Here is a 15,491-nt window from a genome sequence, read left to right as displayed (position 1 = left end):
TTTGTGAGCTGGTTTCGGTAGAATTGCAAAAGAACGACTTTTATAATTGTAGTCAAGGAATGATGCATAGCTTTTTGCTTTCCGAACTGCTCACAGGCGAGCTCAATGATGCTAATGTCATCGCAATGCGACTGGCTCATCTGGACTGGACGCTTACACCTACCTAAGAGTGATGACCTTGACAGACCTGAAGAACAGCTTTTTTGACGGGAAAGTTCAGTTAGTTGCACAGCATATGATCCAATTGCTACCGGATAGCCGCTGGATCGTATATCAGGGACGCATTGTATTTCTCATTTCCCTCGTTGATTCATCCTGTAAAATCATTGCTGAAGACAAACGATTTCTGGAATTTCTCCAAGTAAACGATCTAACTGCTTCGCTGAGTGACTGCTTTAGTCATTTAACTTTTTTGCGAAAATATTATAAGCAATGCCTAACCGCCGTCGAGATTGGTTTCCAACTTAATTCAAACAAGTCAGTGTATATGTATGAGGACTATCTCTTCGAGCATATTGGAAAGATCATATCGGAACAGAACGATCTCGCTGACTTCTGCCATCCAGTTATCCAAAAGTTAATTGCTTATGACAATGGCCACAAAACAAGTTTACTGCCCACCCTTGAAGCCTATCTTCAATATGTGGACACTCCAAATCTTGCTGCTAAAACACTTTTTATTCATAGAAATACTTTGTTCTATCGAATCAACAGGATACGTGAGCTTTTCGAGGTTGATCTAAGCGATGGTGATATTCGCCTGAAGCTTCAAATGACTCTTCATTTTCTAAAACTGAAAACACAACGCGGCGATCCTGAAGATCAGAGATAGAAGGCTAAGAGTATGCAAAAAAACATGCAGACAAAATTTCTTATCGATACTTTGTCTGCACGCTGGTCTTTTCTAGCTACCATAAGCATTCAGATAGTTCGCTGCTGTTCTAAGATGAGCAGCAGTTTTTCTAATTCCATCATTATTCAGCTTACCAGCTTTAGGCCAACTGCTGAACCGAGTACCATCGCGATGAACAGAATCCTCGCGGTATTACGCGGTTCACTGTAGAAGATCATGCCCAATATGGCTCCGCCAGAAGCTCCAATACCGGTCCAGACAGCGTAGGCCGTTCCCATTGGTAGTGTTTCCATGGCCAGGGATAGAAACAAAAAGCTCAATCCAAAGCCTGCAAGCAAGTAAAAAGCAGACAGGAAATTCCGGTCTTTATGGAGCTTATTAATCATGAGAACTCCCATCATCTCAAATACGCCTGCCAAAATAAGAAATACCCAGTTCATACGTCAGTGCACCTCTTTTCCTTGTTTCTTCTCTTTACTCTGTATTTTGAGTCCTACAACTCCGAGCAGAAGCACCCCGATTAGCAACAATTTAGATCCCTTTACCTCAGCACCAAACAACAAAATTTCTGCTAATACAGTGCCGGCCGTTCCCAATCCGACAAATACTGCATACACCGTACCTACCGGAAGCGTACGGGAAGTCATAATCATGAGTATGAAACTTACTAAAATGGCAACTAAAGTGCCCCCCCACTCTAACCAGCCGCTGGCATGTTTCAGGCCGATGACCCATCCAACTTCGAATAATGCCGCAACTACAACAGATAACCATGTCTTGTTCATTCTGTGCTTCCTCCTTTTAGATAATGCTGCAAATGTAGTATGAATTTATAGCAGCAATAAAAAAAAGCCTGAGAGAATACTGCATACAGCAGTTTTTCTCCCAGGCTTTTATCCCTCCGTGGCACAGTACGACGACTGTGAGTTTTCTCTCGGACCAGCCGATATTATCGCGGAACCCTAGAAAACATTTTTGAATTCAATTTTATAGTTAACATTATACATATTAGTGAATAAAACACAATATAAAATCAATAAAAATTCGTATATCTCCCTAAACTTATATCATTGTTTTGGTCATTATGAAATCAATTTGTTCTTCATCACCCATATAAAAAGAGTGTGCGCCAGTTTGAACAAACCCCATTTTCTTATAAAAAGCAATGGCGTTTTCATTTTTTTCCCATACACCGAGCCAGATTTTCTTTTTATTATGTTTCATCGCAATTTCCATAGATTTATTTAGTAGATATTTACCAAGCCCCTGTTTTTGAGATTTGTTTTTTATATAAATCCTCTCTATTTCGAGCGACTCACCACCCATTTTTTCGGATTGGGCCTCATTTATATTTACCTTTAAATATCCAGCAAGTTCTTCATTGAAATAGATGAAAAAGAATTCTGAAGAGACGTTGGACAATTCCTTCTCCAACTGTTTAAAGTTAAATGCTCTTTCCAGATAGGCCTTCATATTTTCAGGTGAATTCAGATCCTTAAAAGTATCGTTGAATGTTTCAATACTTATTTCTTGGAGTATTTGTAGATCTTCACGGCTGCACTTTATTATTTTTACAGTCACTTTAAATTATCGCTCCTTCATGTAAATCAATAATTTCTCTTGTTCCCTTTTTTTACAAATTCCCATTCATCACCTATATTTTTTCTTACTCTTTGAAGAAGATTAAAAATGGTGTTTACTTCACTTTCCGAAAATCCCGCTAATGCAACATTATCCGAATAATCATGTTCTCTTTTTATAAAAGGATAGACTTTATTCCCTTTTTCTGTTGGAAAGAGTTTATTAATTTTTTTGTTATGCTGATCCTCTTCCTTTTCAATAAATCCGTTAATAACAAGTTTTTTTATAGCACGAGATGCGGTTGTTCGATCTACTTTTATCATCTCGGCTAACTTTTCTTGAATGATTCCTGGGTTTTCACATATTCGTACAAGGTATAAATATTGTCCTTTTGTAAGGTCATATTCTTTAAATTCGATATTGCTTATAGAATCTAATGCTCTTGCGATCATTCCAATTTCACGAAGTACTTCCTTCATAATGAACTCCTTTACCCCTGTTTTGTTGCAAATGCAATAAAAATGATATATATTGAATTTACCTTATTTTTATTGCATTTGCAACAAAAAATTATATTAAAGAGGTCGAGTAAATTGAAATATATTTTTTTCGTATTAGGAATTTTTATATTATCCCTTGGAATTTCGTTCACTATACAATCAGACCTTGGGGCTTCACCTTTTGATGCACTTTTAGTAGGACTGTCTATAAATGTGGGGCTTACTGTGGGAAGTTGGGAAATCATAATAGCTATAATATTGATAGGTTGTAATTCGCTTTTAAAAAGACAAACACCAGAAGTTTTGGGGTTGTTAACAGCATTTATAACGGGTATTGGTATTGATATGTGGCTTTTTTTACTGCACAATTTGATAACACCTGAACTATGGTACAGCAAAGTTGTTTGTTTTGGAATTGGTTTAGTTGTTGTAGGATTAGGAACTGCAACATATTTACAGACAAATTTTGCACCCATTCCAGTTGATCGATTAACATTAATCATAAAGGAATTAACTAAAACAAATCTATTTTTTTCGAGAACATTCATCTACCTTATATTCTTGATCATAGCAGTCCTTTTAAACGGACCCATTGGCATTGGAACCTTGTTAACCGTTTGTTTAGGGGGGCTAATACTCAATTACTTTATGCCATTTACTAAAAAAATACTTGACCGCATATTAACACACTCTGCTACATCACCAAATCATGAGAAAGATAAAAGAGACTGAAGCTTGATGCTCATATCTCTTTGTTTCGATCTTAAGTTTGTCTTGGTCGAGCTTCAGTCATAGCATTTTTTTCGGGACTAACGCCTGCGCTTGTTATCCTGCTAGCTCCTTTGCTTTGGGAAGAGACGCCGTTTTAGTGCAGCTAGTCGGATTCTGTATCATTATCCTCTCTCTTATCGTTGTTAGATACAAGCGAGATCTGCAAGTAGGACAGTATCAAGACTGGCAATGGGGCATACTGGCCATCTTGTTTTATAGGCTTTGTAATTAAGATTAGACAAGTTCCTTCTTCAACAGATGTAATTTTTAATGAAGCAAAACAAAAAATCAAAAAAATAAAGGGACACTTTTAGAACGTGTCTCAATTCTATCTAAAAGAAAAAATGAGTCGTCAAGAGATATTCGGCTTAATTCTTGCATTGATTGGAATTATCGTAATTAAAATGATGGTTTAATCAAATTGATCTTTAAACTGCATATAAATCAAACCAGCAATTTCTAACAAAAGAAGACCCGCGTTATTGAAACGCGGGTCTTCTTTTGTTAGAGTTCATTGAGCTTACTCAAAGTGGTACCTTTTATATAATCTAAACAATTCGGAATATAAAATGGAGCTAATCCATCTTATACTCTTCCCCTAATATATAATGTGCATAATCAACCTAAACTCGACGAATTGTTTATAATACTTAAATTTTCAAAGGGAATTGTATTTTTTTTAATGTTAGTACATGAGCGTTGTGTCGGAAAAAGAATACTTTGCAGGCAAGGCAGTCGGACAAGCCGCCACCCTCTGCACACGCAAAGTGAAATCATTGCATTTTAGAAAACGGATTTAGAAAACAAAGTCGATGGAATCCGGTGAGAAGCCTTCCGGCTGCTCGTCCGAGTTCACCTGAATATCGCTTAACAGCAAATCTGGATCGATTCCAATCTGGGACAGGATCGCTATCAAATCTCTGGTTAATCTCTCAATAGCGTCAGCCCCAAATAGCTTCGTGCAATATTCAAAGGAACCCTTCATCTCCCCATCTTCATCACTCATAGACAAAGTCAAATCGAATTTGGAAATACGATGCTCCCGAACATACGGGCTGAAGGACAGTGTTTCAAGCTTCGCTTCCGGCGACTCTGTGTTTTCCAGTACAAACATGGTGTCGAATAACGGGTTACGGCTTGCATCCCGTGTTACATCCAGCTTTTCCACCAACTCTTCCAGTGGATAATCCTGATGCTCGAAGGCTTGCAGCGTACGATCTCTGGCTTCCTGCAAGTAGCTGTGGAACGTTTGGTTGCCCTTCGGCTGATGCCGGATGGCTAGCGTATTGACGAACATTCCGATCAGTGGCTCCAGCTCAGGCAACAAGCGGCCTGCTACCGGCGTACCGATGATCAAATCGTCCTGACCGCTGTATTTGGACAGCAGAACGGTGTAGGCGCTCAACAGTACCATGTACAGTGTACTTCCGGTCTGTGCCGCAATTCGGTGCAGTTGCTCGGATACATTCGCGTCCACTGTAAATTCATACATCGCACCCTCGAAGCTGCGAACAGCAGGTCTAGGATAAGCAATTGGCAAATCCAGTACCGGCAATTCTCCGGCTAAATGCTCCAGCCAGAAGTGTTCCCGGCGTTGGTATGATTCACGCTGCATCTCCTGCTGCTGCCACACGGCGTAGTCCTTGTACTGAATTTGCAGCGGCTCTAATTCCTGCCCTTCGTACAGTTGTACCAGCTCCTGCACGATATTGTTCGACGATACACCGTCTGAAATAATATGGTGCATATCGTACATCAGGAGATGGCGCTCTGGTCCGGTTTGAAGAAGACGGACACGCAGCAGTGGTGCCTGACGAAGGTCAAAGCTGCGCACAAAGGACTCGATATAGGCATCGGCTTCGGACTCCCTGGCCTGCAGGTGCTCTACTGCAAACTCCACTTGATCGTACACCCGCTGAACGACCTCGCCTTCCACCATTTCAAAAGAAGTCCGCAGCGTTTCATGGCGGGCTATTAACTGACGGAACGCATCCTCCAGCCGATCGACCTGAAGCGGCCCCTCCACGGTTAATACACCCGGCATATTGTAGCTGAGATCCCCACCTTCCAGATGGCTCAAAATGTACAGTCTTTTTTGAGCCGAGGAAACCGGGTAGTACGCCTGTTGCGCCGCCGCAGGAATCACCGTATAGGTGTCTGTGCCGTGCGTTGCGATGAGCTGGGCTTGCTGCTCAATCGTAAAGTGTTGGAACACCTCACGCAGCGTAATCCGGCTGTCCAGTTCCTGATGGATTTTGGCCACCAGCGTCGTTGCCCGCAGGGAGTGCCCACCCACGTCAAAGAATGAGTCGGTGACTCCTACGCTGGACAGCTTCAAGACATCCTGCCAGATTTGGGCTAGCTTGGCTTCCAGCGGCGTCCGCGGTGCAACGTACTCCAGGCCTCCTTCGAGGCGTGCTTCCGGCGCCGGCAGCGCCTTGCGGTCGATTTTCCCGTTCGGTGTCAGCGGGAAACGATCCAGTTGTACCACATACGTCGGGATCATGTAATCGGGCAGCTTCGGCTGCAGCGCATTCCGTAGCTCCGGCAAACTCAGGGACGCTGAAGCTATGATATAGGCACACAGATCCTTGTGTCCATCTTCGTTTTCCCATGCTGTGACGATGGCTTTCTGAATGCCGTCCACGGTCAGCAGCTGCGCTTCCACCTCACCCAGCTCGATCCGGTACCCCCGGATTTTCACTTGGTGGTCAATCCGGCCCAAATACTCAATGCTGCCGTCTGGCAACCACCGGGCCAGGTCGCCCGTTCGGTACATTCGGTGTGCGTAAGTGCTGTCCGCTTGATCGGTTGCTGCCGCAACAGCGAACGGATTCAGGACAAACTTCTCTGCCGTCAGCTCTGGCAGATTCAGGTATCCTCGTCCGACACCTGCACCCCCGATATAGAGTTCACCTGCGATACCGATCGGTACCAGCTGTTGCTGGCTGTTCAGGATGTACACCGACTGGTTCGCGATCGGCGTTCCGATAGATACCGTATGCTCCCCTTTTTCCAGCAGTGCGTTCAGGGACTCCATATCTTCAATCGTATAAGCGGTCGCATCTACCGTCGTTTCGGTCGGACCGTACACGTTCGTAATCACCGGACGATACCCGGCCCATTTGTGTAGGAACACATGTACCAGCTGCACGGATAATGCTTCGCCACCGATCAGGTAATGCTTCACTTCCGGTGCTTCCGTCACACTGACACTTTCATTCAAAATATGCAGATGCGCAGGTGTGCCGTCCGACAAATCAATCCGGTGTGTGCGGTAGTAGGCGATCAAATGCTCTCCGCTCAGGCTGACGTCACGGGACACCACATGCAGGGTGTGGCCTAACAGCAAGCTGGCAAAGATTTGCTTCACCGAAGCGTCAAATACAAATGCTGACAGCCATGCGACATGAAGCGGCTGTTCGTAACGACTGTATACTCGTTTCCATAAAGCATCTACCAGATTGCTAACACTGCTCTGCTCAATCATGACCCCTTTCGGCTGACCGGTGGTGCCTGACGTATAAATCATATAGGCCAGGTTATGCGGGCCGGCGATAGGGATCAGGTTGCTCGCATCCTGTGCTCCCAGTTGAGCTTGAGCGTCCTCGTCATCCAAGACTACAGCTCGAACTGTGGATGGCAAGCTGAGCGACAGGTTGGCAACTCTACTTGTAATCACGACCTTGGCCCCACTGTTTTGGAGCATGTAGTCGATGCGCTCCTGTGGATACATCGTATCCATCGGCACATACGCGCCTCCGGCCTTCAGTACCCCCAGAATGCTCACCAGAATATCCGCAGAACGTTCCAGCAATACGCCCACCGGTTGATCTGCTTCGACCCCTTCCGCTCGTAACACACGAGCCAATTGGTTCGCACGCTCATTTAGCTCAGTGTAGGTCAGCGCGGTGGCCCCAGACACAACGGCTATCCGCTCAGGGTTGCGCTCAGCTTGCTCTTCAAAGCGTTCGCTGAGCGAATGGCCTTGCACCTGTCTGTGTTCAGCACAACGCACGCTATGTGCATTCGGATCATTGAACACCTTCAGAATCTGCTCGGTTTCTTCCGCCGTAATCAACTCCAGCTCTCCCAGCTTCGCATCCGGATTCGCCGCCACGGCTTCGACCAAGCGAACAAAGTGACGCGTCATCCGTTCTACCGTTTCGCGCTCGTACAACGCAGTTGCATACTGCAATCCAAACTGGATGCCTGCCTCTTCCTCTCTAGCTTCCATCATCAAATCAAACTTGACTGGCGTTTGTTCCAGGCCGTATGGACGGAAGCTCAGGTTTGCCAGTTGCAGTTCGCCTTCCTCAGTCGTTTGCAGCGTAAACATCGTATCGAACAGCGGATGGCGGCTCATATCCCGCTTCACGTTCAGCTTTTCCACTAGCTCCTCAAACGGATAGTCCTGGTGCTCGTAAGCTTGCAGGGCACGCGTCTTCACATCCTCCACATAGCTTCGGAAGCTTTGCTCTGACGTCGGATAGTTCCGCAATGCCAGCGTTCCGACGAACATCCCAATCATCGGCTCCAGATCGGCATGCGGTCGTCCGGCAATTGGTGTGCCGACTACGATATCTTCTTGCCCGCTGTATTGGTGTAGGAGTGCAGTGTACGCTGCCAGCAGCACCATATACAGCGTGGAGCCTGTGTACGCCGCCAGTTCTTTCAGCCGTTCGCTGACTTCACGTTCCAATCCGAACACCACCGTATCGCCTGCCGTACTTCGCACCGCCGGACGGGCAAAGTCCGTAGGTACATCCAGCACTGGCAGCTCACCCTGGAAGGTGCCCAGCCAGTACGCTTCCTGACGTTGCATCCACTCTTGATGGGCTTCGCTTTGCTGCCATACCGCATAATCCTTGTATTGTATCCGCAATGGTAATAGCTCTTCACCGTCGTACAAGCGGACAAATTCATCGGTCAGTACACCCATGGACACGCCATCCGAAACGATGTGGTGCATATCGAGCATGAGTAAATGCTGCGGTTCCTGCTCGGTTCCTTGTACGCCCAAATCTACCAAGCCTACTCGCAGCAGCGGAGCAGCTTGCAGATCGAACGGTCGTACAAACTGCCGCACCCGTTCTTGTACTTCCTGGCTGACCATCGTGTCCGCATCCGTGGTTGTGTCCTGGTCTGTACCCATAGTCGCAGCTTCTGCCTGTACCTTTGTATATTCCAATTCAAACGGCACAGTGTCCTCAATCCATTGCATTGGCTCACTGTCCACTAGTGCAAAGCGGGTACGCAAGGTCGCATGACGGGCGATTAATTGATGGAACGCGTTTTCTACCCGCTTCACATCCAGGGGTCCGCTCACTTGCAGCACCGACGGCATGTTGTAGTTCACATCATACGGGTCGAACTGATGCAGCACATACAGTCGTTTTTGCGCCGACGATAACGGGTAGAAGTTGCGTTCTTCCGTTACTGGAATGGACGCATATGTTACTTGATCCAGATATTCCAGTACGACTGCCAATTGCTCAATCGTTGGTGCTTCAAAAATACTGCGCAATGGAAGCGGCTTGTTCAGCTCCTTGTGAATCCTCGAGGCGAGCGTCGTCGCCCGCAGTGAATGTCCACCAATCTCGAAGAAGTTTTCCTTCACGCCGACCTGCGCCAGGCCCAGCACATCCTGCCAGATTTGCGCCAACTTCACTTCCACCCACGTCCGCGGTGCGACATAGTCGGCTACGCTTTGCAGGCTGTCTTCTGGTGCTGGTAGAGCCTTGCGGTCGATTTTACCGTTCGGTGTCAACGGCATCTGCTCCAGCTGTACCAAATACGAAGGCACCATGTAGTTTGGAAGCTCCTCGCCCAGTAAGCTGCGCAGCTCACCAGCGCTCACTTCCCTTTCAGCAACATAGTACGCCACCAATTGGTTTTGCCCCTGTTCGTCCGCCTGGGCCAGTACGATGACCTCTTGTACATCCTCCACTTTCAAAATTTGTGCCTCGACTTCGCCCAGCTCGATCCGGTAACCCCGGATTTTCACCTGATGGTCGATCCGGCCCAAATATTCAATGTTGCCGTCTGGCATCCATCTGGCCAAGTCACCCGTACGGTACATTCGTTCGTAGCCGGCTTCACCAGCTGCAAACGGATTTGGTATAAATTTCTCAGCCGTCAGCTCTGGGCGATCCAGATAACCACGGGCCAGACCCGGACCGGACACGCACAGTTCACCCGCTACGCCTACCGGAGCCAAATGTCCATGCACATCCACCATGTACACCCGATGATTCGGTATAGGGCGTCCGATGGAAATGAGTTGTCCTGCTCTCTCGTCCTCGGATACCGGCCAGACGGACGTCGCCACCGAGTTTTCGGTTGGACCGTAGCCGTTGTAGTACGCCACCTGATCCTTCCACTTGTATACCAATTCTGTTGAGGATGCTGAACCCGCAGTGAACAGAACACGCAGGTATGGCATCCGCTCCGGCTCCAGATACACCGCATAGGTCGGTGGTAACGTCGCCACCGTAATCTGATGTTCTGTCATATAATGTTCGAATCTCTCATAGTCCAAAATCGTCTCTGACGTTGGTACATACAACGTGGCTCCGCAGAACAGCGCCTGGAAGATTTCCCAGCAAGCCGCATCAAACGAATAGCTAGCAAACAGCAACGTATGATCCGACGTGCGGATCTTGAGCGTCTGATCAAAATACGTTTTCAGATTGCATAGACCGCGATGCTCCAACATAACACCCTTCGGCTGACCCGTCGTACCTGACGTATAAATGACATAGGCCAGATCGTTCGGACCAGACAACGGCTCCAGATTGGAACCATCCTCGTGATACACACCCTGTGCCCCATTCAGCACCAGCACGCTACCGTCGAAAGCCACTTTATCAACCAGATGGTTTTGCGTTAACAACAGCTTCGCACCCGAGTCGTCCAGCATGTAGCGGATACGCTCCTCTGGATAGGTCGGATCGATGGGGACATATGCGCCCCCGGCTTTTAAAATCCCGAAGATGCCCACGATCATGTCCACCGAACGCTCGGTCATCAGACCCACCAGTCGATCCTTCGTCACGCCTTGACTACGCAAGGTGCGCGCCAGACGATTCGCACGTTCATTCAGCTCGCGATAGGTCAGCTGCTCTCCTTCAAAGAACAACGCTGGCTGTTCCGGTGTCTGCGCCGTTTGTGTCTCGAACAAGCCATGAATCGTTTGCTCGCTTGGATACTCAGCAGCTGTATTGCCCCATACGGTGAGAATTTGCTCACGCTCCTGCTCACTTACCATATCCAGCTCCTGCACCCGAATGTCCGGCTTCGCTACCACCTGCTCCAACAGCTGTATCAGATGGCCCTGAGTCCGTTCAACGGCTTCCCGATCATATAACTTCGCATTGTATTCAAATCGGATTTTCATCGCTTCCTGCGGCATAACGACCAGATTGAAATCATAGTTGGTTTGTTCAATCATGCCGGCATTGCGAATTTCAAAATCCGACGCTGCACCTTCCCCAAGTTGCTCGACCTGCTCCTCCACCGGATAGTTTTCAAACACGATAATGTGGTTGATCAGGTCTTGCTTTTGCTCGGTCAAGGCTTGAATTTCATACAGCGGATACGTTTCATAATCTTGAGAAGTCAGCGCCTGTTTCTGATTCGTTCTGATCAGGTCGGCAAAGGTATCGTCAGCCCCACTGCGGATACGTATTGGAATGGTGTTAATGAACAAGCCCACCATGTTTTCGATCCCCGAAATCTCCGCTGGACGACCCGACACTACACCGCCAAAAACAGCGTCGTCACTACCGTTGTACTTTTGGAGTAGCAAGCCCCAGGCGGTTTGCAGCAATGTATTCGGGGTCACGTGGTGCTGCTTGGCCACCATTTCCATACGTCCGGTCAAGTCCTTGCCCAGATCGCACAGGATATGCTCAAATTGTGCACCGTCCGCTTTCGCGCCGACTTTTCCGGTCGGAATCGAAGTTTGCTGCTCATAGCCGAGCAAATAATCCTTCCAGTAGGAAGCTGCTGCTTCTTCATCCTGTGCTTCAAGCCACTCAATATACTGACTGTATGGAGTCACGGGGGCAAGCTTCGGCTGTCTATGCTCCACGGCTGCAAAATAAGCCTCAAACACCTCATCCGTGACTAACGCCACACACCAGCCATCCATCAAGATGTGATGAGAGCTCCACACAAAATAATAATCCTCATCACCTGTTCGTAAAATCGCCACGCGCATCAACGCATCCCGGGACAAATCGAATCCGGCTGCCTTGTCCTGGCGAATAAATTCCTGCACATACGCGTCACGCTCCTGCTCATTCAGATGACGCAAATCTTCACATCTGAAACCAACCTCCTTGCGGCGGAAAATCACCTGCACAGGCTCATCCTGCCAACCGCTGATGAAATTAGCTCTAAAGATCTCATGCCGCTGCGCCAAATGATTCAAGCTATCTTGGAAAATATCCGCTTGGAAGCGTCCGTCCAAATCAAAGGTCGTTTGTTCAAAATAAGCTCCTGACGCTGCATCCATCAGACTATGGAACAGCATGCCTTTTTGCATCGGCGTCAACGCATATACATTTTCCAGTTCCCCGATGTCACGAGTCCGCTCTACCAACTGATCCAGCTCGGCCATGGTTACATGTTTAAGCATGACATCGCTTGGCGTCAGTTCTTGCTGTTTGCGGCCTACACAATGCGCAATGATTTCCTGCAAACTGATTTTGAACTCTTCAGCTAACTGCTCCATCGTTTCATGACGATATTCCTGCTTGCTGTAGCTGATTGTCAATTGCAGTTCGCCTTCCGAAATCAGTCCGTTCATATCCAGCGTGTGCGATCTGGCTGCATGGGCGCTAAGCTCTGCACCGCTAGAGTAAGGAGATACGCCAATGGACTGACTTTGCATATCTTGATCAAATTGTCCCAGATAGTTAAAGCTGATTTCAGGTTCGGTCACAAAACGCTCTTGCTCACGGGCTGCGGACAGGTATCTCAACATCCCGTAGCCAATGCCCTTTTGCGGAATGCGGCGGAGTCCTTCTTTCACCTGTTTGATGCGCTGTGAAAGGTCTTGCCCCACGCTCATATCCAGCACCACCGGGAATTGGGTCGTAAACCAGCCCACCGTCCGCGTAATATCCAGTTCTGGCAAAATGGACTCCCGTCCATGGCCTTCCAGGCTCACGAGCACTCGTTCCAAGCCCGCCCAGCGATGAATAGTCAGTCCTAAGGCGGTAAGCAGCAAATCATTCATCTCCGTGTTGTAGGCACGATGCGCCTGTTTTAACAACTGCTCCGTTTCCTGAGCTGTCCACGTAACTGTCATGTTCTCGCTGTCCCTATTCAAGGAATGAGAAGGGGACTCGTCTTTTGGAAGCGGCTGATATACGCCATGTTCCATTTCCTTCCAGAATTCAAGTTCTGCTGCCATAGCCGGACTATTCGCATATTGAGACTGCCCATCCGCCCAGGTGCGGAACGAATCCGTTTTGTGCGGAAGGCGAGCCGTTTGTCCGTTCAATGCCTGCTCGTAGGCGGTTGTAATATCCTCGAACAAAATGCGCCAAGATACGGTATCCACCACCAAGTGATGAATCGCCATCAGCAAATGATCACCATCTGGGCAATGGAACAGCCCCAGTTTCACCAGCGGTCCTTCGCTTAACTGAATACCCGCCTGAATTTCATTCACTTTAGCCTCGATCGCCGCTGACACCTCAGTCTCATGGCTGAGGTCTATACGTTCCAGCGTATACAGCTCGCCCTCCCCAACCGCACGGTTCCAGGCTTCATATCCGTGCTCCGTAGGACGGAAAACGATCCGCAGTGCGTCGTGATGGCTAACGATTTGATCCATCGCCGTGCGCAGGGCCGGTTCATCAAAACCGTCCTTGCTATGCAGCATGATGGACTGGTTATGATGATGAGCATCCGTCAGGTTCTGCTCAAAGAACCAGTGTTGCACCGGTGTCAGTTTCACAGCGCCCACCACTTCGCTCTGATCCGCCAATCGGGTCACCGATTGGACTTTCAGTGCCAAGGCAGACACGGTTGGATGACTGAACAGGTCTTTCATCTCCAGTCGATAACCTGCTTGCAGCAATCGGGAGGATACTTGTAAGGCTTTGATCGAATCGCCACCCAGCTCAAAGAAGTTATCCTGCGTGCCTACCGCTTCCACGCCGAGCACCCCGGCCCATACCGCAGCCAGTACTTGCTCCACCGTGGTACGCGGTGCCACATAGGCTGCACCCGTATGGATGCTTCCTTCCGGTTCCGGCAAGGCCTTACGGTCGATTTTACCGTTGCTGGTCAGCGGGATCGTCTCCAGTTGCATCAAACGTGCAGGCACCATGTGCGCTGGCAGTCCGGCTTCCAGTTCGGCCTGTACCTCCTCGATCCGCAGCTCAGCTTCTCCTGTGATGTATCCGCACAAGTACTTGTGTCCACGCTCATCCGTCCGGTCGATGACTACCGCTTGACGTACACCCGGCACCCGCTGGATCGCCGTTTCGATCTCGCCCAGCTCGATCCGATAGCCCCGGATTTTCACTTGATAGTCCATCCGGCCGATAAAGTCCACATTGCCGTCCGGCATCCATCGCGCCAAGTCACCTGTGCGGTATAATCGTTCACCTGGCACGAACGGATTGGCTACGAATTTCTCGGCCGTCAGGTCCGCACGGTTCAGGTATCCCCGTGCTACCCCAGCTCCGCCAATGCACAACTCGCCCAGTACGCCGATCGGCACCGGATTCAGCTGGCTGTCCACGATGTAGAAGCGTGCGTTCAGCCATGCCTGTCCAATCGGCACATTACCGCTGCTTGGCAGCTTCAACAGTTCTTCGTCGTAGAAGCTGGAGTCGATCGCCGCTTCCGTGACACCGTAGCTGTTCATAATGCGGATATCTGCGCCAAATCGTTCTTGCAACACCCGATAATCCGTCACGCTGCAGCTATCCGAGCTGGTAATCAGCAATTCCAAACTGCTCATGTCCAGTCCCTGCTCGTATACATGCTGCATGAACGGTACGATCAGGGCTGGAGTCGATTCGAACACGGTAATCTGGTAGTCACGAATCCAGCCATACAGACGGCTCGGGTCAATCCGGTCGTCTTTCGGACAGATAACCATCGTTCCGCCGTTATAGAGCGTCCGGGCGATATCGCCGACGAACACGTCGAAGGAGAAGCTTGCCAGCTGCAGCAAACGTACCGGGAACTGGTTCAGGCGATAATCCCGACGATACGCCGCGGCGGTATTCACCAAGCTGCGATGCTCGATCATGACGCCCTTCGGACGTCCCGTTGTTCCCGACGTGTAGATCACATACGCCAGATCCTTCGGTTCATTAATAGGTTCAACGTCCGTGGCATCCCCGGTGTACAGCGACTCATCGTCCAGCGCCAGTACAGTATGCAGACACAGTCCCGTTGCGGGTTCGGATACTGCTTCGCTTTCATCCAGCCAGACCTGCGCGCGCTCCTGTAAGCCCGTTTGGGTCAACAGTACCGTAGCACCACTGTCCTCCAGCATGAAGCGGATGCGTTCAGACGGATAGTCTGCATCCAGCGGTACATATGCACCTCCGGCTTTCCATACCGCCAATACGCCGACCAGCATGTCGACCGAGCGTTCACTCAAGATGCCAACAATCGATTCACGGCCAATGCCTTCATTTCGCAATCTACGGGCTAATTGGTTCGCACGCTCGTTCAGTGTGCGGTACGTCAGTTGTTGTTCCTCGTACACCACCGCCACATGATCTGGTATAAGCTGGGTCTGTTCTTCC

7 protein-coding genes and 1 riboswitch (1 of these 8 running past the window's edge) are annotated in these 15,491 nt (G+C 48.7%); of the genes, 2 read left to right on the top strand and 5 right to left on the bottom strand.

Annotated elements, in window-relative coordinates; genetic code table 11:
- The first annotated feature begins 178 nt into the window (after positions 1 to 178).
- Positions 179 to 832 carry a helix-turn-helix domain-containing protein gene (locus MKY98_RS12640; RefSeq protein WP_069011471.1) on the top strand — a complete coding sequence of 218 codons (654 nt, stop codon included), beginning with the start codon at positions 179 to 181 and terminating at the stop codon, positions 830 to 832.
- A gap of 146 nt (positions 833 to 978) precedes the next feature.
- Here the strand turns inward: MKY98_RS12640 and MKY98_RS12635 are convergent, their stop codons facing one another.
- From MKY98_RS12635 to MKY98_RS12620, 4 genes are all read right to left on the bottom strand, one after another.
- The gene (locus tag MKY98_RS12635) at positions 979 to 1,293 is read right to left on the bottom strand and encodes a DMT family transporter (RefSeq protein ID WP_023988641.1); all 315 of its coding nucleotides are present in this window, start codon (positions 1,291 to 1,293) and stop codon (positions 979 to 981) included.
- 3 nt (positions 1,294 to 1,296) lie between these two features.
- Complete coding sequence (locus MKY98_RS12630) at positions 1,297 to 1,638, bottom strand: DMT family transporter (RefSeq protein ID WP_069011472.1); 342 nt, start codon at positions 1,636 to 1,638, stop codon at positions 1,297 to 1,299.
- Positions 1,639 to 1,733: 95 nt separating this feature from the next.
- A riboswitch (guanidine-I (ykkC/yxkD leader) is annotated at positions 1,734 to 1,830 on the bottom strand.
- An 85-nt stretch (positions 1,831 to 1,915) separates the two neighbouring features.
- Complete coding sequence (locus MKY98_RS12625) at positions 1,916 to 2,434, bottom strand: GNAT family N-acetyltransferase (RefSeq protein WP_069011473.1); 519 nt, start codon at positions 2,432 to 2,434, stop codon at positions 1,916 to 1,918.
- A gap of 26 nt (positions 2,435 to 2,460) precedes the next feature.
- On the bottom strand, positions 2,461 to 2,913 hold the full coding sequence (locus MKY98_RS12620; protein WP_029515334.1) for a MarR family winged helix-turn-helix transcriptional regulator: 453 nt from the start codon (positions 2,911 to 2,913) through the stop codon (positions 2,461 to 2,463).
- 114 nt (positions 2,914 to 3,027) lie between these two features.
- Between MKY98_RS12620 and MKY98_RS12615 the strand changes: the two genes are divergently transcribed.
- Positions 3,028 to 3,666, top strand: a complete 639-nt coding sequence (locus MKY98_RS12615) for a YczE/YyaS/YitT family protein (RefSeq protein WP_069011474.1) — start codon at positions 3,028 to 3,030, stop codon at positions 3,664 to 3,666.
- Positions 3,667 to 4,501: 835 nt separating this feature from the next.
- On the opposite strand, the gene MKY98_RS12610 is transcribed toward MKY98_RS12615, so the two are convergent.
- Positions 4,502 to 15,491 carry the final stretch of a non-ribosomal peptide synthase/polyketide synthase gene (locus MKY98_RS12610; protein WP_341010926.1) on the bottom strand. It continues 31,184 nt past the right edge of the window, so 10,990 of the gene's 42,174 nt are visible here — the last part of the coding sequence; the start codon falls outside the window, past its right edge; the stop codon is at positions 4,502 to 4,504.

Source organism: Paenibacillus sp. FSL M8-0228 (genome assembly GCF_038007385.1).
Classification (GTDB): domain Bacteria; phylum Bacillota; class Bacilli; order Paenibacillales; family Paenibacillaceae; genus Paenibacillus; species Paenibacillus polymyxa_D.
Note: the sequence above shows the minus strand (reverse complement) of the source record. Positions and strands in the feature narration are given on the sequence as shown.

Bases quoted from the DNA above. Each gene is read 5' to 3' on its own strand.
- MKY98_RS12620 (WP_029515334.1), bottom strand. From the start codon at position 2,913: ATGAAGGAAGTACTTCGTGAAATTGGAATGATCGCAAGAGCATTAGAT.
- MKY98_RS12635 (WP_023988641.1), bottom strand. From the start codon at position 1,293: ATGAACTGGGTATTTCTTATTTTGGCAGGCGTATTTGAGATGATGGGA.
- MKY98_RS12630 (WP_069011472.1), bottom strand. From the start codon at position 1,638: ATGAACAAGACATGGTTATCTGTTGTAGTTGCGGCATTATTCGAAGTT.